The organism is Burkholderia sp. BCC0419 (assembly GCF_902830285.1).
Classification (GTDB): domain Bacteria; phylum Pseudomonadota; class Gammaproteobacteria; order Burkholderiales; family Burkholderiaceae; genus Burkholderia.
This window is the reverse complement of record NZ_CADESR010000015.1, coordinates 1-19272: the sequence shown is the minus strand read 5'-3', so window position 1 is coordinate 19272 and position 19272 is coordinate 1. Positions and strand designations below refer to the sequence as shown.

Annotated in this window: 18 protein-coding genes; 11 read left to right on the top strand and 7 right to left on the bottom strand. The window is 67.4% G+C overall.

What is annotated here, in order from left to right:
• Positions 1-44 precede the first annotated feature (44 nt).
• The 4 genes from HWW87_RS35435 to HWW87_RS35420 form a co-directional block, all read right to left on the bottom strand.
• Positions 45-1328 carry an MFS transporter gene (locus HWW87_RS35435; protein WP_175824172.1) on the bottom strand — a complete coding sequence of 428 codons (1284 nt, stop codon included), beginning with the start codon at positions 1326-1328 and terminating at the stop codon, positions 45-47.
• Positions 1329-1435: 107 nt separating this feature from the next.
• On the bottom strand, positions 1436-2353 hold the full coding sequence (locus HWW87_RS35430) for a dihydrodipicolinate synthase family protein (protein WP_175824171.1): 918 nt from the start codon (positions 2351-2353) through the stop codon (positions 1436-1438).
• A gap of 8 nt (positions 2354-2361) precedes the next feature.
• The gene (locus tag HWW87_RS35425) at positions 2362-3534 is read right to left on the bottom strand and encodes an L-rhamnonate dehydratase (RefSeq protein ID WP_175824170.1); all 1173 of its coding nucleotides are present in this window, start codon (positions 3532-3534) and stop codon (positions 2362-2364) included.
• A 49-nt stretch (positions 3535-3583) separates the two neighbouring features.
• A complete protein-coding gene (locus HWW87_RS35420; protein WP_175824169.1) occupies positions 3584-4639 on the bottom strand; it encodes a 4-hydroxythreonine-4-phosphate dehydrogenase PdxA in 1056 nt (351 codons plus the stop codon).
• 115 nt (positions 4640-4754) lie between these two features.
• Between HWW87_RS35420 and HWW87_RS35415 the strand changes: the two genes are divergently transcribed.
• Both HWW87_RS35415 and HWW87_RS37355 read left to right on the top strand, forming a co-directional pair.
• Positions 4755-5702 carry a LysR family transcriptional regulator gene (locus tag HWW87_RS35415; RefSeq protein ID WP_175824168.1) on the top strand — a complete coding sequence of 316 codons (948 nt, stop codon included), beginning with the start codon at positions 4755-4757 and terminating at the stop codon, positions 5700-5702.
• Complete coding sequence (locus tag HWW87_RS37355; RefSeq protein ID WP_244107404.1) at positions 5686-6045, top strand: hypothetical protein; 360 nt, start codon at positions 5686-5688, stop codon at positions 6043-6045. Before HWW87_RS35415 ends, HWW87_RS37355 begins: the two co-directional genes overlap by 17 nt.
• A 57-nt stretch (positions 6046-6102) precedes the next feature.
• Here HWW87_RS37355 and HWW87_RS35405 read toward each other — a convergent pair whose 3' ends face one another.
• Positions 6103-7374, bottom strand: a complete 1272-nt coding sequence (locus tag HWW87_RS35405) for an MFS transporter (protein ID WP_175824166.1) — start codon at positions 7372-7374, stop codon at positions 6103-6105.
• A 181-nt stretch (positions 7375-7555) separates the two neighbouring features.
• On the opposite strand from HWW87_RS35405, the gene HWW87_RS35400 reads away from it, so the two are divergent.
• Positions 7556-8242, top strand: coding sequence for a hypothetical protein (locus HWW87_RS35400; RefSeq protein WP_175824165.1), 687 nt, complete (start codon positions 7556-7558; stop codon positions 8240-8242).
• Positions 8243-8259: 17 nt separating this feature from the next.
• On the opposite strand, the gene HWW87_RS35395 is transcribed toward HWW87_RS35400, so the two are convergent.
• Both HWW87_RS35395 and HWW87_RS35390 read right to left on the bottom strand, forming a co-directional pair.
• Positions 8260-9345 carry an ATP-binding protein gene (locus HWW87_RS35395; RefSeq protein WP_175824164.1) on the bottom strand — a complete coding sequence of 362 codons (1086 nt, stop codon included), beginning with the start codon at positions 9343-9345 and terminating at the stop codon, positions 8260-8262.
• Complete coding sequence (locus HWW87_RS35390; protein WP_175824163.1) at positions 9342-10079, bottom strand: response regulator; 738 nt, start codon at positions 10077-10079, stop codon at positions 9342-9344. Before HWW87_RS35390 ends, HWW87_RS35395 begins: the two co-directional genes overlap by 4 nt.
• Before the next feature lie 442 nt (positions 10080-10521).
• Between HWW87_RS35390 and HWW87_RS35385 the strand changes: the two genes are divergently transcribed.
• The 8 genes from HWW87_RS35385 (at position 10522) to HWW87_RS35350 (ending at position 19100) form a co-directional block, all read left to right on the top strand.
• Positions 10522-12006, top strand: a complete 1485-nt coding sequence (locus tag HWW87_RS35385; protein ID WP_175824162.1) for an FAD-dependent oxidoreductase — start codon at positions 10522-10524, stop codon at positions 12004-12006.
• 10 nt (positions 12007-12016) lie between these two features.
• On the top strand, positions 12017-12676 hold the full coding sequence (locus HWW87_RS35380; RefSeq protein WP_175824161.1) for a c-type cytochrome: 660 nt from the start codon (positions 12017-12019) through the stop codon (positions 12674-12676).
• A 35-nt stretch (positions 12677-12711) separates the two neighbouring features.
• Positions 12712-13386 (top strand): hypothetical protein, encoded by a 675-nt coding sequence (locus HWW87_RS35375; RefSeq protein WP_175824160.1) that lies wholly within the window; start codon positions 12712-12714, stop codon positions 13384-13386.
• A gap of 76 nt (positions 13387-13462) precedes the next feature.
• A complete protein-coding gene (locus HWW87_RS35370; protein WP_175824159.1) occupies positions 13463-14083 on the top strand; it encodes a TetR family transcriptional regulator in 621 nt (206 codons plus the stop codon).
• Between the two features lie 244 nt (positions 14084-14327).
• Positions 14328-15161 (top strand): phytanoyl-CoA dioxygenase family protein, encoded by an 834-nt coding sequence (locus HWW87_RS35365; RefSeq protein WP_175824158.1) that lies wholly within the window; start codon positions 14328-14330, stop codon positions 15159-15161.
• A gap of 16 nt (positions 15162-15177) precedes the next feature.
• Positions 15178-15591: a RidA family protein gene (locus HWW87_RS35360; RefSeq protein ID WP_174385554.1), complete on the top strand. Its 414-nt coding sequence runs from the start codon at positions 15178-15180 to the stop codon at positions 15589-15591.
• A gap of 218 nt (positions 15592-15809) precedes the next feature.
• The gene (locus tag HWW87_RS35355; protein ID WP_175824157.1) at positions 15810-17177 is read left to right on the top strand and encodes a DUF1329 domain-containing protein; all 1368 of its coding nucleotides are present in this window, start codon (positions 15810-15812) and stop codon (positions 17175-17177) included.
• Positions 17178-17255: 78 nt separating this feature from the next.
• Entirely contained in the window at positions 17256-19100 is a 1845-nt protein-coding gene (locus HWW87_RS35350) for a DUF1302 domain-containing protein (protein WP_175824156.1), read from the top strand.
• Positions 19101-19272: the final 172 nt, after the last annotated feature.

Here is a 19272-nt window from a genome sequence, read left to right as displayed (position 1 = left end):
TGTGTCTCCGTTGTTTCGTTCGCGTGACCGCGTGTCGATGCGCTTCAGTCTTCGCAGCGGCGGGGCAGCGTCAGTGCGAGCAGGCCGGCCACTGCAAGCGTGACCGCGAGGCTGTAGACGCCGGCCGCCGCGCTCACGTGCTGCGTCAGCACGCCGACCGCATACGGGCCGCAGAAGCCGCCGAGATTGCCGAGCGCGTTGATCAGGCCGCGTGCGCTGCCGGCCGCCTCGACGCTGCACAGCTTCGGCGGAATCGCCCAGAACACGCCGGCCGCCGCCTGCAGGAAGAAGCCGCAACCGATCAGGAACGCGAACGACACGGCCATCGACGCATGCGTGAGCACCGATAGCGCGAGGCATGCGGCGAACCCGACGAGCGGCAGCAGCACGAACAGGCGCCGCTTGCCGGTCCGGTCAGACCAATACGACGTGACGAGCATCCCGATCACCATCGCGACGTACGGCAGCATCGCGAGCAGGCCGATCTTGCCCATCCCGCTGTGCGTGAGGTTTTTCAGCAGGGTCGGCAGCCACATCGTATAGCCGTAGATGCCGGCCTGATAGCAGAAGTTGATCGCGATGAGCAGCCAGATCGTCGGGTGGCGCAGCAGCGCGCCGAACGAGGCGGCGGCCGGCGTGCCGGCCGCGCGCTTGCGTTCCTGCTCGTCGCGCAGCGCGTCGAGGATGTACGCCTTCTCGCGCGGCGATACCCAGCGCGCGGTCTCCGGGCCGTCATCGGCGAACAGCATCCACACGACCAGGCACAGCAGCGACAGCGCGCCCGCGCTGAAGAACAGGTGATGCCAGTCGTACGCGGCGAGGATGAAGCCGGACAGCGGCGCGGTGATCATGCCGGCGAGCGGCACGAACAGGATGACCATCGCATTCGCGCGGCCGCGTTCGCGGTCGGGAAACCAGTGGCTGACCATCGTCAGCACGACGGGCAGCATCCCGCCCTCGGCCACGCCGAGCAGGAAGCGCAGCGTCAGGAGTTGCCACGTATGGGTGACGAGCCCGGTCAGCACCGACAGCACGGCCCAGCTCACGAGCGACCACGCGATGAAGGTCTTGCCGCTGCCGCGCGCCGCGAGCCGGCCGCCGGGAATCTGCAGGAACAGGTAGCCGAAGAAGAAGATGCCGCCGGCGAGGCCGGCCATCGTCGCGTCCATGCCGAGATCGGCGTTCATCCCGCCGGGCATCGCGAACGCGATGTTCACGCGGTCCATGTACGAAATGATGCACGCGAGCAGCAGCGGCGGAATCACGCGCAGCCAGCGGCGGCGCGGAATGGCTTCGCCGGCTTCGTAGGCCGGGTTCAACAGGTTCATGGTGTCTCCAATCCATGTGATCCATCTGACGGGCGGCGGCGGCCTTCTGTCGGGCCGCCGTCACGCCGATGCGCAACGCATGCGCGTTGCGGGTACAAAAACGATGTCTAGCGCCCCCAGCGCAGCACGAGCGGGTCGAGCCGCCGCGCCGTATCGAGCAGGCCGGCGCGCACCTGCGGATGCAACTCGGGCCACGGCGAGCGCGGCCGGTCGCACGCGATCACGCCGCCTTCCTTCATCAGCGCCTTCGCGGTGAGGAAGCCCGACTGGCGATTCTCGTAGTTGATCAGCGGCAGCCAGCGCGCGTACTGCTCGTACGCGTCGTCGCGGCGCCCGGCGAAATACGCATCGGTGATCCGGCGAATCCCGTCCGGATAACCGCCGCCCGTCATCGCGCCGGTCGCCCCGGCATCGAGATCGGCGAGCAGCGTGATGCCTTCCTCGCCGTCCCACGGCCCCTCGATCGCGTCGCCGCCGAGCGCAATCAGCCCGCGCAGCTTCGACGCGGCGCCGGCCGTCTCGATCTTGAAGTACGACACCGCGTCGATCTCGCGTGCCAGCGTCGCGAGCAGCGACGCCGGCAGCGCGACGCCGCTCGCCGGCGCGTCCTGGATCATCAGCGGAATGTCGAGGCCGTCGGCGACTTCGCGGAAGTACGCGCGCACCTGGGCTTCGGGCACGCGGAACGTCGCGCCGTGGTACGGCGGCATCACCATCACCATCGCCGCGCCGAGCGCCTGGGCCTGCCGGTTGCGCTCGGCGCAGATCCGCGCGCTGAAGTGCGACGTCGTGACGATCACCGGCACGCGGCCCGCGACGTGTTCGAGCGTCGTGCGCGTGATGAGATCGCGTTCGTCGTCGCCGAGCGCGAACTGCTCCGAGTAGTTCGCGTGGATGCAGAGGCCGTGCGAGCCGGCATCGATCATGAAGTCGATGCAGCGGCGCTGGCCGTCGAGATCGAGCGCGCCGTGCGCGTCGAAGATCGTCGGCACGACGGGAAAGACGCCCCGGTAGCGTGCGTGCATGGTCGGCCTCACTCGACGATGTCGAACTGGTCGAGGAATTCGGTCTTCAGCGTGAGGCCGAGGCCCGGCACGTCGTCGCGCAGTTGCAGGAAGCCGTTCTCGGCCACCGGCTCGCCGTCGAAGATGTAATAGAACAGCTCGTTGCCGACCTCGACGTCGAACATCGGGAAGTACTCGCTCATCGGCGACGCGAGCGTGCTCATCGTCAGGTGGTAGTTGTGCATCTGGCCCGCATGCGGAATCACCGGCACGCTGTACGCCTCGCACAGCGCGTTGATCTTGTGCGCCATCGTGATCCCTCCGACGCGGTTCGTGTCGTACTGGACGACCGACACGGCCTTGCGATCGAGCAGTTGCTTGAAGCCGTACAGCGAGAATTCGTGCTCGCCGCCGGAGATCGGGATGCGCGTGAGCTGGTTCAGCTCGGCGTAGCCGTCGATGTCGTCGGCGATTACCGGTTCTTCCAGCCAGCGCGGCTGGTACTTCTCGAGCTTCGGCAGGATGCGCTTCGCATACTCGAGGTTCCAGCCCATGTAGCACTCGAGCATCAGGTCGTTGTCGTAGCCGATCACCTCGCGGATCGCCGCGACCGACTTCAGGTTTTCGACCACGCCTTGCTGCCCGTGCGAGGGCCCATAGCCGAAGCGCATCTTGAACGCGCGGAAGCCTTCCTTCAGGTACTGCTGCGCTTCCTCCTGCATCGCCTTCAGGTCGGTGCGGTAGAGCTTCGAGTAGTAGCAGGGAATCTTTTCCTTGGTGCGGCCGCCGAGCAGCTTGAAGACCGGCTTGCCGACGCTCTTGCCGAGGATGTCCCAGATCGCGATGTCGATCGCCGAGATCGCCGCCATGCCGATGCCCTTGCGGCCCCATGCGTGGGTCGCGCGGTACATCCGCTGGTTCAGGTACTCGTAGTCCCACGGGTCCTGGCCGATCACGAGCGGCGCGAGGTACTGGTCGATGATGACCTTCGCGACGTGCGGCGCGAGCGCGACGTTGCCGAGGCCGACGATGCCGTCGTCGGTCTCGACTTCGACGACCGTCCACGCGTGGAAGCGGAACGTGCTCATGGTTTCCTGCGGCGCGTACAGCAGGTCCATCGCGTTCGAGCAGAAGTTGCCTTGCGGCGGGACGGTCTTGCCTTTCCACTGGAATACGCGGGCGCGTACGGAACGGATCTTCATGAAGGTGTCTCCAGAATCGATGTTGTCGTGTGGTGAAGGCGTGCGGGCGTCACGCCGAAACGGTGGGCGAGCGCCGCGCGGCGCCCATTCGGCATGCGATCTGCAGCGCCTGCCAGGTCGCGCCGACGTCGGCCGTGCCGCGGCCCGCGATGTCGTATGCGGTGCCGTGCGCGGGCGTCGTGATCGGCACGGGCAGCCCGCCCTGCACGGTCACGCCGCGCGAGAAGCCGAGCAGCTTGATCGCGATCTGCCCCTGGTCGTGATACATCGTGACGATCGCCTGGTAGTCGCCCGCCTGCGCCTTCAGGAAGATCGTGTCGGCCGGGAACGGGCCGTGGAACGGCGCGTCGGTCGGCCAGTCGCGCGCGTGCAACCGGCGCACGGCCGGCTCGATGATGTCGACTTCCTCGCGGCCGCAACTGCCGCCGTCGCCGCCGTGCGGGTTGAACGCGGCGATCGCGACTTTCGGTGCCGCGACGCCGTTTGCGAGCAGCGACCGGTAGATCAGTTCGGACGCCTGCTCGATCCGCTCGACGCTCAGTTGGGCCGCCGCATCCTTCAGCGGAATGTGCGACGAGATCCGCGCGGTCCACAGTTCGCCGAGCGTGTTGAATTCGCAGAAATAGCCGGTCACGCCGAGCGCGGCGGCGAAGTGGTGCAGCTCGTCGTCGTGGCGCAGCCCGCCGAGCTTCATCGCGTACTTGTTCAGCGGCGCGAAGCAGATTGCGTCGATATCGCCGGCCAGGGCGGCGTCGAGGCAGAGGTCGAGCACGGTCAGCGTCGAGCGGCCGCCGGCCGCACCCGCCTGGCCGACCGTGACCTGCGCGGGATGGATCGTATCGACTGCGACGAACGCGGCGCGCGCGGTCGACGGCCGGCCGCGCACGGCGGCGAGCGACGCGACGGGTTCGACGTCGACCTCGACGCCGGCGACCCGCTGGCCGGCTTCCCACAGCCAGCGATCGCCGATCAGCACGAGGTTTGCGCGGGCGGTCGCGTCGGGGCGGGCGAGCAGTTTCGCGATCAGTTCGGCGCCGATGCCGGCGGGGTCGCCGAGCGTCAGCGCGACGACGGGCAGGGGGGCGGCGGTCGAGGGGGTATGCATGCGATGTCTCCGGTGGCGGCGCGTGGCCGTTCGTCTATGGGGTTCATGCTAGGTAGACGGAATGAGTCGGTAAATTGAAAACTCTTGATGAATCGATAACCTGGAGTAATCAAAGATGGGCTCGATCGACCGACGAGACTCGACCCCGCAACTGCTGAACCGGTTGCGCATGCGGCAGATCGCGCTGCTGCTGGCCGTGGACGAATGCTCGACGCTGCGCGCGGCGGCCGAGCAGATGGGCCTCACGCAACCGGCCGCGACGAAGATGCTGGCCGAACTGGAGAGCGCGCTCGGCCAGCGGCTGTTCGACCGCATCGGGCGCGGGCTCGTGCTGAACCCGGCCGGCGAGCGCGTGCTCGGCTATTTCCGCGGCATCCGCGGCAGCATGGAAGCGCTGAACCGCGAGCTCGGCGAGCTGCAACTGGGCAGCGCGGGGCGGCTCGCGATCGGCAGCATCATGGCGGCGTCGCCGGGGCGGCTGACCGAGGCGCTGGTGCAGTTGAAGGCGCGTTATCCGCTGCTCGCGATCGACATCGCGGTCGATACGAGCGACCGGCTGATGCCGCAGCTGCGCGAAGGCGTGCTCGAAGTGGTGATCGGCCGCAATGTCGGCACGGATTGCGACTTCCGCGTGGTCGACGACGAGGCGCTCGCGATCATCGCGGGCCGCGACCATCCGCTCGCGGGCGCGGGGCCGGTCGAATTCGATGCGCTGCTCGATTACGCATGGATCCTGCAGCCGGCCGGCAGCCCGGCGCGCGAGGTCGTCGAGCGCGAATTCCGCGCGCGTCACCAGCCGATGCCGCGCGGGCTCGTCGAAACGGGCTCGATCCTGACGACGATGAACCTCGTCGACCGTTCGCCGATGCTCGGCGTGATTCCGCAGACGGTCGCGCAGCGCAACGCGGCGCACGGGCTCGTCGCGATCATCGATTACACGCTCGAACAGAAGCTGCCGTCGTACGGCAGCCTCGTGCGGCGCGACCGGCCGTTGAGCATTCCCGCGCAGCAGTTTCTCGCGCTGTTTCATCAGGACGCTGCGGGGGATGACGGCGGTGCGTAATCGCGCGGTTTGCCAGCCGAGGCGGCCGAGCCAGCCGCGCCAACCGCGCTGGCCGAACAGGCCGAACAGGCCGATCAAGCCGATCAAGCCGATCAAGCCGATCAAGCCGATCAAGCCGAACCAACCGAACCAACCGAACCAACCGAACCAGCCGAACCAGCCGAACCAGCCGAACCAGCCGAACCAGCCGAACCAACCGAACCAACCGAACCAACCGAACCAACCGAACCAACCGAACCAACCGAACCAACCGAACCAACCGAACCAACCGAACCAGCCGAACCAGCCGAACCAGCCGAACCAGCCGAACCAGCCAAGCCCCCACCATCGCGGAACGCGGTGAAGCGTGATGGCGACGCCGGCGAGGCGGCCGAGGCAGGCGAACCCGAAGCGAACCGCTTCAGCGCACCGACGGCGCGGCGGGTGCGTCGGCGAGCGCCGGCGTCGAGTCGGACAGCGCCCGGTCCGGCCGAATCCGCAGCGCGGCGACGATGCCGATCAGCAGCATCGCGACCGAGCCGATGAACGGCACCGTCCAGCTGCCGGTGCGATCGACGAGATAGCCGAACAGGATCGGCGACAGGATCCCCGAGATCGCGGAACCGGCGTTCATCATCCCGCTCGCGATGCCGGCGTGGGTCGGCGCGATGTCGCTCGGCACGGCCCAGATCGGCCCGATCGTCAGTTCGAGGCACAGGAACGATCCCGACAGGCACAGCGCGACGCCGGTCGTCGAGTGCACGACCGCGAGCGGCAGCAGGCAGGTGAGCGCGCCGACGAAGCTCGTCACGATCACGCTCTGGCGCGACAGCGCGAGGTTGCCGGTCTTCCGGTAGATGCGGTCGCAGAGCCAGCCGCCGAGCGTGTCGCCGACCACACCCGCGAAGAACACGCCGGACGCGAACAACGCGGTCGATTTCAGGTTCAGGCCCTGGCCGTTCAGGAAGAAGGTCGGCAGCCACGTGAAGAACAGCCACGCGGTCCAGCCGTAGCAGAAATAGACGAAGATGGTCGGCCCCATCCGGCGGAACAGCGGCCCCCACGGCGTGGGCCCGGACGGTGCGGCAGGGCGGCGGGTGCGCGTGCGGCCGTCGTCGTCGCCGAGCGGATGCTCGCGGAAGCCGACGATCCACCACGCGAGCCAGACGAGCGTGACCGCGCCGATCACGAAGAACGCCGCGCGCCACGACAGCCACGTCATCAGCGCGGCGACGATCGGCGGCGTGACCGCGTTGCCGAGCCGGGAGAACGAATGCGTGAAGCCCTGCACGACGCCGCGCCGCTCGCGCGGGAACCAGTGCGTGATCGCCCGGGCCTGAGCCGGCAGCGTCGCGCCTTCGCCGATACCGAGCAGCAGGCGCGCGGCGAACAGCAGCCCGAGACTGTGCACGAGCCCGGTCGTGAACGTGGAGACGACCCAGATCAGCCCGCAGCCGATCAGCGTGATGCGGGCGCCGAACCGGTCGGCGATCCAGCCGCCGCCGATCTGGCAGATTGCATAGGAATACGCGAACGCGGAGAATGCGACGCCAAGCTCGGTATTCGACAGCCCGAGTTCGGCCTTGATCGCGCCGGCCGCGGTGGCGAGGTTGACGCGGTCGACGTAGAGGATGAACGAAAGCGCGCACAGCAGCCACAGCGTGTGGCGCCGTTGACGATGGTCGGTGGGCATGTGTCTCACTCCATGTTCGTGCGCGGCGTTGCAATGACGCCGCGTTCACGGGCGGGCCCAGCATCGCGCGGCGGCGGAGACACAGTCCAATGAATCTTTGGGATCAATCGATAACCGCAGGTATTCATTCCCGTTTCGGCCGCACCGGGCGCACGGATGCAACGGACACACAGGTGACGAATTGACCGACGACGACGAACTTTCGCTCCGCCCGGAGAGCCGCTTCTGGCAGCTCGCGCCGGTGAGATGGTGGATCCGCGGGCACGGCCGCGACGGCTATTCGTTCCGCCTGCTGCTGTGCCCGCTCGCGATCGTATTCGTGCTCGAATTCGTCTGCGTGATGGCCGGCGCGCTGTACACCAGCATCGCGATCAGCGCGGCCGCGACGCTGTTCCTCGGCATCGCCGGGTTCTACGGTGCGCAGCGCGAATGGCTGATGACGCCCGCGCCCGCCCGCGCGCTCGCGAAGGCGCGCATGAAGCAGGCGGCCGAGCGGCTCGCGTCGCTGGGCGTCGGTGCGACCGTGCTCGCGATCTTCGTCGCCGCGACGTCGCTGTCGCTCGTGATGTCGGGCCAGCCGGTGCTGGACAGCGTGTCGAAGGACGCGGTGTCGATCTTCATCGCGCTGGCGTTTTTGCCCGTGTACGTGTCCGGCGCGGTACGCAAGCTGGCGATCGCGCGGATCGAGGCATTGGAGGCGTTGCGCCAGGCGACCGTCGGCACGCGGCTGAGATTCGACCGCGCCGGCGCCGTGCGCGCGGTGGTCGTGCAGGGCGCGGCCGGGAAAGGGACGGTATCGGTAATGGAATACACGGTGCTCGGGTTCAGCCCGCCGCTCGAACAGGTCGGGCGCGAACCGCGCGCATGAGCGGCAAGGCTCGCACGTTACGCCGGGAAGCGCTCGCTTTCAGGCACCGGCACGAGATCGTCGGGCCACTGCACCTCGAACCGCGTGCCGCCCGCGCCGGTCGGCACGCACAGCGCTTCGCCATGGTGCGCATGCGCGATCGCCGCGACGACGGCGAGCCCGAGGCCGGTGCCGCCGGGTTGCGACTCGTCGACGCGCCGGAACGCCTGGAACACGTGCGGCGCGAACTCGGCCGGGATGCCGGGGCCGTCGTCCTCGACGCGCAGCCGGCACATGCCGTTCTCGATGCGCGTCTGGATCCGGATCGCGCCGGGCACCGCATGGCGGCGTGCGTTCTCCAGCAGCGCGAGTAAAGCCTGACGGATGCGGACCGGGTCGCAGCACATGCGACGCGGGTCGAGATCGAGTGCCGGATGCTGACCGGCGGCCTGCAGCGCGTGCGCGAACACGTCGACCACGGCGCGCACCTCGGCGGCGAGATCGGTGTCGCGGATCTCGATGCTCAGGTGGCCGCTGTCGGCGAGGCTGACCACGCGCAGATCCTCGATCAGCCGCGTCAGCCCTTCGACCTGCGCGAGCAGGCTGCGGTACAGCGCGTCGCTCGGCGTGAACACGCCTTCGGCGAGCCCCTGCAGCCGGCCGCGCAGCACGGTCACGGGCGTGCGCAGTTCGTGCGCGATCGCCGCGTTCCAGAAGGTTTGCTCGTCGGTCACGCGCTGCAGCTCGCTCGCGAGCACGTTGAAGTTGTCGGCGAGCAGCGCCGCTTCCTTCAACGAACGGTCGCCGGCGACGGCCCGTGCGCCGAGATCGCCGCGCGCGACGCGGCGGATGCTGTCCGTTACCGAATTCAGCGGCACGAGGATGCGGCGCGACAGGTTGATCGCGACGACGATCGCGATCAGCAGGCCGACCAGCGTGGTCGAGATGATCCACACCCACTCCGGCCCGCTCGGGAGCCAGCTCACCGCCTGGAACGACTCCGGCGAGTACTGGTACAGCAGGTAGTAGAACGCATAGGCCGTCACGACGATCAGCACCGTGACGCCGAAGGCGATCGCGCCCATCGTCAGCGCGATCTGGCGGCTCAGGCCATCGAGTCTCACTCGCCGCTCCACAGTTTGTAGCCGACGCCGCGAACGCTTGCCGGCACGCCCGCGACGCCGAGATCGTCGAGTTTCTTGCGCAGTTTGCTGACGTGGCTGTCGACCGTGCGCTCCAGCGCGTCGCCTTCCGGCAGGCAGGTGGCCATCAGCTCGGCGCGGCTGAACACGCGGCGCGGCGCGCGCGCGAGCTGCGCGAGCAGCTTGAATTCGGTGAGCGTCAGCACGAGCGTGTGGCGCGTGCCGTCGATTTCGACCGTCGCTTCGTGGTGTTCGAGATCGATCTCGAACGGCGCGGCGCGCAGCACGCGCTGCTCTTCCTGGCGCGAGCCGCCCATCGACCGGCGCAGCACCGCCTGGGCGCGCGCGACGACTTCGGCCGGGTTGAACGGCTTGACCACGTAGTCGTCGGCGCCGATGCGCAGCCCGGTCAGCTTGTCGATGTCCTGGTCGAGCGCCGTCAGCATGATGACCGGCGTGTCGCCGCGATGGCGGATCTCGGCGAGCACCTTCCAGCCGTCGACGTGCGGCATCTGCACGTCGAGCAGCACGAGGTCGGGCTTCAGCGACAGGTGGAGTTCGAGCGCGCGGCGGCCGTCGGCGGCGTGCACGGTGCGCAGGCCGTTGCGCGCGAAATAGGCGAGCAGGATCTCGGCGATCTCGGGTTCGTCCTCGGCGATGAGGACGAGCGCCTGCGCGCGCTGGCCGGCGCCGGGGGATGAAGAAAATTCGGGCATGGCCACTCGTTCAGATCCATCGGGGTTCCATCGAATCGCCATACTACCGTACGGCCCGCGCAACCGAACGGAGACGGGCGCGGCCGCGCCGATCGCCGTCGCGTGCGCCGTCTTTCCGCAACCTTTCGGAAGCGCTGCAAGGCGTTGCCTGACAGGGGAATACCCTGTCTTTTTTTTTCAATCCTGTTTTATGTATCATGACCTAACTTTTGCAACATGTACTAATTCAGGGCGCCGGAAAATCCTTATCGGTACGGGGTAGTACGGCGCGTGTCCAGGCAGGAATGCGAACCGGATTCGCGCGCCCCGTCAGGGGGCGGGCGGGCCGGCGGCAGGTGAAGCGGATCGGGATCGCATCCCGTCGTCAGACTCCGCGCGAACGATGGCCCCTGCCGCCGGGGCGGCCGGCGTTCGCGCCCATTGCAGGCGTCATTCACAGATCATGTCCAGGAAGTCATCCATCAGCGGGTCGGCCGACCTGCAGCGCAGGCAGTGGCTCAAGGTCGCGGGCGCGTCGGTCGCGGCGGGCGGCCTTGCACTCGGCGCCGCGCGGGCGAAGGCCGATGCGGCGCCTGCCGCCGGCCACGACGGCGACGTACTCGATATCGCGATCGTCGGCGCCGGGCTGGCCGGCCTGACGGCCGCGCGCGACCTGCGCTACGCGGGCTGCGAATCCTTCGTCGTGCTCGAGGCGCGCGACCGCGTGGGCGGCCGCACGCTGAACTACGACGTGGGCGGCGGCTTCGTGACCGAAGTCGGCGGCCAGTGGATCGGCCCGGGCCAGACGGCGGTCGCCGATCTCGCCCGCGAGCTGGAAGTCGGCACGTTCCCGAGCTACTACGCGGGCAAGACGGTGATCCTCGGCGGCGACGGGCGCGCCGAGCTCGACCTGGAGGGCACCTTCGGCACCGACGAGGCCGTCGCGGCGAAGCTGAGCAAGCTGTCGCGCGACGTGCCGTCCGGTGCGCCGTGGACGTCGCCGAAGGCCGGCGAGCTCGACCGGCTGTCGGTCGGCGACTGGCTCGCGACGCAGGGTATCAAGGCGGAAGACCGGATGGGCTGGAACGCGTCGATCTCGCTGTCGGGCGGCATCGCGCCGGCGAAGATGGGGCTGCTGCACTTCCTGTCGATGATCAACTCCGCCGATTGCGATTACGCGCAGCTCGACTCGATCAAGCACAGCGCGCAGGAAACCCGCTTCGTCGGCGGCTCGCAGCTTCTCAGCATCCGGATGGCGCAGCAACTGGGCGACAAGGTGCGGCTGTCGTCGCCGGTGCGGCGGATCGTCGGCTGGGATCGCGACGTCGTGACGCTGGAAACCGATCGCGGCACGGTGCGCGCGAAAAAGGTCGTGATGGCGCTTCATCCGGCGCTGTGCCACCAGGTGCAGTTCGATCCGCCGCTGCCCGACAAGCGCGTCGCGCTGCAGCGCGCCTGGCCGGCCCATTCGCCGGCGCGCAAGACGGCGATGGCTTACCGCCGCCCGTTCTGGCGCGACAAGGGCTTGAACGGCCACATCTTCCAGACCGACGGGCCGGTGTTCTGGGCTTACGACAATTCGCCGCCGGGCGGCGAGATCGGTGTGATCAACGCATTCGTCCGGAATGCGCTGGTGCCGTCGGATCCGCAGGCCGCGAAGCAGATGCACGTGGAGCTCTATGCGCAGGCGTGGGGCGACGAAGCGCGCGCGCCGGTGTCGTATCACGATCGCGACTGGGGGCTCGCCGACCCGTGGACGCTCACGTGCGTGTCGGCGATCCCGCCCGGTTTCTGGAGCGCGCACGGCGACGCGCTGCGCGCGCCGTGCGGCAACCTGATCTGGTCGGGCACCGAGACCGCGAACATCTGGGCCGGCTACATGGACGGCGCCGTGCGCTCCGGTCACCAAAGCGCGCTTCAGGCGCTCAATGCGTTGCGTCGTGCTTAGGAGAGCGAAGATGAAGAAACGCATGCTGCTCGTCGCGGCGCTCGTGGTGATCGGCGCGTTGCTGGCGCTCTACGGTCCGACGCTGCTGGGCTTCTACCGCCTGCAGCGCCATATCGATACGGCCGCGCAAGCCGACGACGCCGACGGCGGCCCGTGGCCGCGCGTGACCGACGCGTGCATGAGCTGCCATGGCGTGAAGGGCACGTCGCTCAACCAGGCGTATCCGAGCCTCGCCGGCCAGCCGGCGCAATACGTGGCCGCGCAGCTTCGTGCGTTTGCGGGCGGGCAACGCGCGAACCCGACGATGGGCCCGCTCGCGATGACGATGAGCGAAGCCGAGATCACGCGTCTGGCCGGCTATTACGCGAAGCAGGCGCCGCTGGACAACGGCTCTTTCAAGCCGGATGCACGGCTGCGCACGAAAGGCGAGCAACTGGTGACGGGCGGCGCGTGCGCCGCCTGCCACGGCGCACGGCTGACGGGCCAGGCGCAGTTCCCGCGTCTGGCCGGGCAGGGTTACGACTACCTGCTGGCGCAGCTCGACGCGTTCGCGACGGGCTCGCGCAGCGAGGCGACCGGCACGATGCAGCGCGTCGCGCAGGCGATGTCGGCGGATGATCGCGCGGCAGTGGCGACCTATCTCGCGAGCCTCGGCCCCGCCAGGCAGTGAATCAACGGCAGCAATCGACCTCGGGAGTTCGAACCATGGATCACAGATCACTTGTCCTTTGTCTTTCCAGCGCGACGCTCGCGGCGACGACCGGCGTCTACGGCTTCAAGTTCGTGCGCAAGCGTAACTTCCTGATCGGCCTCGAGTGGTGGATCGTGACGATCTCCGCGTCCAACGCCGTGATCTTCTTCGCGACGGAATCGCCGGTGTCGTACTTCATTTCGCACTTTCTCGACGCCTTCTCGCGCGGGTTCGGGATGCCGGTGATCGCGGTCGCCGGCCTGATGGCGGTCACGCACGGCTACCGGCCGTCGATGCGGCAGGACGTGACGCTGTTCGTGCTCGCGACGCTCGGGACGATCGCGCTCGTGGCCGGCGTGTTGCAGCACGCGTTGCCGTACTTCTACGTGGCGATGTGGACGCTGATGTCGATCTATCTCGCCAGCTTCGTGTGGCGGCTCGTGCGTGCCGGCCACCCGTTCCATGCGCTGACGACGACGCTCGCGCTCGTCGCTTCGCAGGCGATCGCGTGCATCTACGATTTCTACAAGATCCCGGGCGAGGAAACCAACGTCGTGTTCAATTTCTATGTATTGGCGTTGCTGACCTGGTCGTACCTGACCGTCGTGCTCTATTACGCGTATTGCGCACTGGAGCGGGAGAATGGGCGCAGTCGGGCCGGTGCCGGTGTGTTGTCGTATCCGAAATGAGTAGATGTACTGAGAAAGTGATCGGCATGCACGTATCGCGGGCGACCGGCTGCCGCGGTGGTGGTGGAACGGTCCGATGGACTCGCCGCGCCTGACCCGCGCCGAGCGGCGCGATGCGACGCGCGAACGCCTGCTTGGCGCCGCGCACGCGATCTTCGCGGAGAAGGGGTATGCGGCCGCGAGCGTGGAAGACATTGCAGTGGCGGCCGGGCATACGCGTGGCGCGTTCTACTCGAACTTCCACGGCAAGGCCGACGTGCTGTTCGAGCTGCTGCGACGCGATCGGGACGAGGCTGCCGCGGCATTGCAGCGGATCGTCGGTTCGCATGACCCGGACCACGATGCGCAGCGCGCGATGCTCGCGTACTGGCGAAGGGGCATGACCCAGCCTGCAGCGCAGCTGATGTGGCTCGACGCGCAGCTCCAGGCCGCGCGCGATCCGCGGTTCCGTGCGCGCTTCGGCGCATTGCTGCGCGACCGGCAGGCGCTCGCGGCCGCGTGCATCGACGCGTATGCGGCGCGGGCCGGCGTGTCGCTGCCGTTGCCCACGCCGGTGCTGGCGCTCGGCCTGACCGCGCTGTGCGACGGCATGCGGTCGCACGACGCAGCCGATGCACGAAGCACGGTCGACGCGCTGGCCGACGCGGTACTGGTCGGCTTCATCACGCACACGGTGTTCGACCGCGTGCGCGGATGAAGGCGCGAAGCAGCGGCGGCCGCGCGTCGTCGTGCGCTTGTATGAAGGCTGAAAGCAGATTGTCATGACGGGCCGGCGGCGGGCGGCGACGCACGTTCGATCATGCAGACGAAACAGGGAATACCCCGTCTTTATCTTTTATTTATTTTTGTCATGATGACCTAACATAGTCATCATGTTCTACTGAAGGGCCGGCAGTGAAGACGAACCGCCGGTTGTGGCTGAACGAATCGGGAGATAGACGATGGATGCAATGAAGCGAAGGGCGTTCTTCGAGGACGGAGCCGTGCTCATCGAAGGGGTGCTCGACGACGAACAACTCGCGCAATGCCGCGCGGTGTTCGACTGGGGAATGGAGAATCCGGGCCCGATGGCGACGACGCTGCTCGACGGCACCGAATACAAGTCGCACAACGACAACGCGAACCCGTATGCGAAGGAGCGGCTCGACGCGCTGGTCGGCACGCTGCCGTTCGGGCAGCTGTTCGCCGACCTGTGGGGCTCGAAGCACGTGTGGTATTTCGCCGAGGAGCTGTTCATGAAGGGCGGCGGCAAGAGCGCACGCTCGCCGTGGCACCAGGACACGTCGTACCTGCCGTGGCAGGGGATGCATTTCGGCAACGCGTGGATCAGCTTCGAGCACGTGCCGAAGCGCAATGCGCTGGAGATCGTGCGCGGCTCGCATCACGGTGTGCGGCATGACGGCACGACGTTCCAGAACGCCGAGGATCCGACCGACCCGTTGCATGGCGGCGACGTGTGGCCGCGCCTGCCGAACATCGAGGCCGAGCGCCGCACGGCGCCGGATGCGTACGACATCCTGTCGTGGGAAACGAAGCCGGGCGACGTGCTGCTGCTTCATCCGGGCGTGTTGCACGGCGGCGGCGCGGTCGATGCCGATTTCCCCGATCGCCATACGCTCGTGCTGCGCTTTTTCGGCGACGACGCGGTGTTCAGCCCGTTGCCCGACGAAAGCCGCTCGGGATTCACGCCGGCCGGCGTGCTGTTCGTCGAGGAGCTCGCTGCGCTGAAGGCCGGCGATCCGTTCCGCGCGCCGTGTTTCCGTCAACTCGTCTGAACCCGGAGAACTCATCATGACAGCAACCCCGAAGCGGCAATCGATCGTGCCGGCTGCGTTCCAGCCGTGGTACGACGCGTACCACTTCTCGCCGGCGACGCGCGTCGGCGACACGATCTGGGTATCGGGCCAGGTCGGCCTCGACGCGCAGATGCAGCCGGCCGACGGCGTGCAGGCGCAGGCAAAAATCGCGTTCGAGTGCCTGAAGATGATCCTCGAGGAAGCCGGCGCGAGCCTCGCCGACGTCGTCGAACTCACGACCTTCCACACGGATCTGCAGCGCGAGACCGAAGGCTTCGCGGCGGTCAAGGACGTGTATTTCCCCGACCGTTACCCGTCGTGGACGGCGGTCGGCGTCACGCAACTGGCGCTGCCGGGGCTGTGCGTCGAGATTCGCGCGGTGGCGGTGGCCGGTTCCGGCAAGGGCTGACGGAAGGCACGAGGGTTTTGCGTCGGATCTGCGTTCCATATGGATCGCAGTACTGAAGAAATAGTGCCAAGAGAGCAATCAATCAAGCGGCAGGCGGCCGGCCGGAACCCCGGCCGGCCTCGATCAGGGCGCGACGTCATCGTCGGCTGACGATGACGATCGAAGCAAACGCGTTTCGTCCGGGATGGGCGAGCGAAGGCGGAGCACGAAGGAGAACCATGATGAAGAAGCATCGTTTCTGGACCACGTCCGCGATCGCGGCCGCTGCATGTGTCGCGATCGGCACCGCCGTCGCGGCGGACGACCTGACGCCGGCCGGCGCCGACCGCTCGGCGAGCAAGGACGGCGCGGTGCCGGCCTATACGGGCAAGCAGTCGCCCGACGCCGGCTGGGAGTGGGGCAAGGTGCGCGGCGATTTCTGGAAGCATCGCAGCGAGAAGCCGCTCTACTCGATCGACGCGGCAAACGTCGACAAGTATGCGGACAAGCTGTCGCCCGGGCAGGTCGCGCTGATCAAGCAGAAGAAGGGCTACCGGATGGACGTCTACCCGTCCCATCGAGAATGCCAGTTGCCGGATGCCGCCGAGCAGAACTCGAAGGCGAACCTCACGGCCGCGAAGCTGGATGCGAGCGGCGAGAACCTCGCCGCGGCCGCGTTGCCCGGCGTGCCGTTTCCGCAACCGAAGAGCGGCATCGAAGCGATCCTGAACTACGAGATGCGCTATCGCGGCGAAGGCGTCGAATGGGCGCAGGTCGCCACGAGCATTTCGCCGCGCCCGGGCGGCAGCGAATGGATCGACGCGGTCGGGCCGCAGACGTTCTACTTCCCGTCGGCCAAGCTCGGCAAGACATCGCCGCAGGACGTCGACCAGTTGAGCGCCGCCGTCTACTTCCAGATGAACTCGCCGGCCGCACTGGCCGGGCAGGCCTTCGTCCAGCGGCAGTACTTCAACAAGGACTCGGAAACCTACTACTACTTCCCGGGCCAGCGCCGCGTGCGGCGCATGCCGGCCTATACGCACGACGCGCCGCTGATCGGCTTCGAGAACCAGTACCTGATCGACGAGGCCAACATGATCAACGGCTCGCTCGACCGGTTCAACTGGAAGCTGGTGGGCAAGAAGGAAATGCTCGTCCCGTACAACGCGTTCGGCATGTACAAGTTCAAGAGCAAGCTGCACGACGTCGCGACGCCCGACGGCCTCGCCGCTGCGAACCGCCGCTACGAGACGCATCGCGTGTGGGTCGTCGAAGCGACGCTGAAGCCGAGCGCGCGGCACGTCGCGTCGAAGAAGGTGTTCTATCTCGACGAAGACAGCTGGCTCGCGCTCGTCGGCGAGGACTACGACGCGCAGGGCAAGTTGTGGAAGGTGCGGGAAAGCTACCCGATTCCGGTCTGGGAACTCGGCGGCACCTGCGACAACGAACCGCTCGCGCAGTACGACATGATCAACGGCCGCTATGTGTTCGATGCGTCGTCGATCGGCCAGGGCAAGGACATTCGCTGGTTCGGTCAGGCCGACGATCCGCGCTTCAAGTCGGATTTCTACACGGCGGAATCGCTGCGCTCGGTCAGCGAACGCTGACGGCCGCCGGCTGACGGATAAAAGGACCGGCGCGCGCAACGATCGTGCGCCGGCATCGAACAGGGGCGGAGGTGGATCATGGAACCGGCAAGATTGTTCAGGAATGCTACCGTATCGGTGGCGATGGCGGGTGCCGCGACGTCGAGCGCGTACGCGTATGACTTCACGTTGAACGGCGGGGCCCTGCAAGGCTCGTGGGTGTCGAACCTGACGGCTGGCGCGGGCATCCGGACCAAAAATCCGAGCTGCTCACTCACCGGCGACCCGAACGCCTTCGGCTGCGGCGCGGCCGCGAACACCAACCAGTGGGGCTACGCGGACAACGGTGACCTGAACTACCGCAAGGGCCAGCCGTTCAGCACCTACATCAGCGCGACCAGCGAGCTGCTGCTGAAGATGCCGAGCGAAGGGCTGAAGTTCATGGTGCGCGGCACGGGCATGTACGACTTCATGGCCAAGAACACGAACCGCACGCCGTTGTCGAGCACCGCGGCCGCGCAGGTCGTCTACAACGCGCAGTTGCTCGATCTGTGGGCGCAGAAGGATTTCACGATCGGCGGGCGCAACGCGCACGTGCGGCTCGGCAACCAGGTGATCAACTGGGGCGAGAGCATGTTCGCGCAGAGCGGCATCAACGCGACGAACTCGATCGACGTGCAGAAGCTGCTGATCCCCGGCTCACAGCTCAAGCAGGCGCTGCTGCCCGCACCGATGGTGAGCCTGGCGGCCGACCTGTCGCACGGGTTCAGCACCGAGGCCTACTACCAGTTCCAGTGGAATGGCAACCGCTATCCGCCGGTCGGCTCGTACTGGTCGGTGACGAACGGTTTCGGCCGCGGTGCCGAGCCGTTCACGATCAACACGAATAACCTGAACGTGATCGGCCCGAGCGCGGGCACGATCGCCAACGCGATCGGCGGACCGGGCGCGGCCGGCAACCAGGACACGCTCAACGCGATCAAGAACGGGCTCGTGAACGGCACCTACGCCGGGCCGCCGTTCAACGACATCGGGCTGCCGTCGGTCACGAACCTGCCGGCGAAATACCGGCCGCAGTTCGGCGTGAAGTTCAACTACTCGCCGCGCTCGTTCGACGCGAACTTCGCGTTCTACTACCTGAACTACACCGACAAGTCGCCGGTGCTCGCGTCGCTCGCGAACGGCACCGAGCAATGGTCGTATCTCGGCCGGCGCCAGTTGTTCGGCGTCAGCGCGAACTTCGGCGTCGGCCCGTGGGCAATCGGCACCGAATTGTCGTACCGGCCGCGCGACGCGGTCGCACTGTCGAGCTGCTACGGCGCGGGCGGCCCGCTCGACCTGAACACGAACAGCGTGGTTGGCCTGGACTGCCCGCAATGGGTCGACAAGAAGAAGTTCCAGTACGACATCAACGGGCTGCTGGCACTCACGCGCAGCGAGTACCCGTTCCTGAAACTGCTCGGCGCCGATTCGGCCGCGCTGACGTGGGAACTGACGTGGATCTACTACCCGGGGCTGAGCTCGAGCGGCGTCACGCGCACGGTCGGCGGGCAGACCGTCACGCAGGTGCCGCAGACCGGTTACCTGCCGTGGCTGAACAACGGCTCGGCGGCCGGCTATCCGATCGGGATGAGCCAGGGCACGTCGAGCTCGGTGGGCGCGACGATCGACTTCAACTGGACCTATGACGGCTCGCTGATTCCGGGCTGGCAGGTTACGCCGGGCGTGACGTTCTCAACCGGCCTGTACGGCTATACGCCGACCTTCACCGCGAATTACATGCAGGGCGCGAAGTCGGTGAACGTCTACGTGCTGTTCAACCAGAACCCGCCGAACTGGCAGGCCGGCATCAACTTCACTTCGTTCTGGGGCGGGCACAACACGGTCGGCCAGCCCTACGCGGACCGGAATTTCGTCGGGCTGTTCGTCACCCGGAATTTCTGACGGTGATGCGCTTACGGGCGGCGCGCGCGGTGCGCCGCCGCCAATCATGAAGGGGTAACGTCGTGCTCAATCGTCTGGTCAGTCGCCTGGAAAGGTTCTTTTTCGGTCACCGCGCGATCGTGCTCGCGGCGATCGCGCTGTTCACCGTCGCGATGGCCGTGTTCGCCGTGCA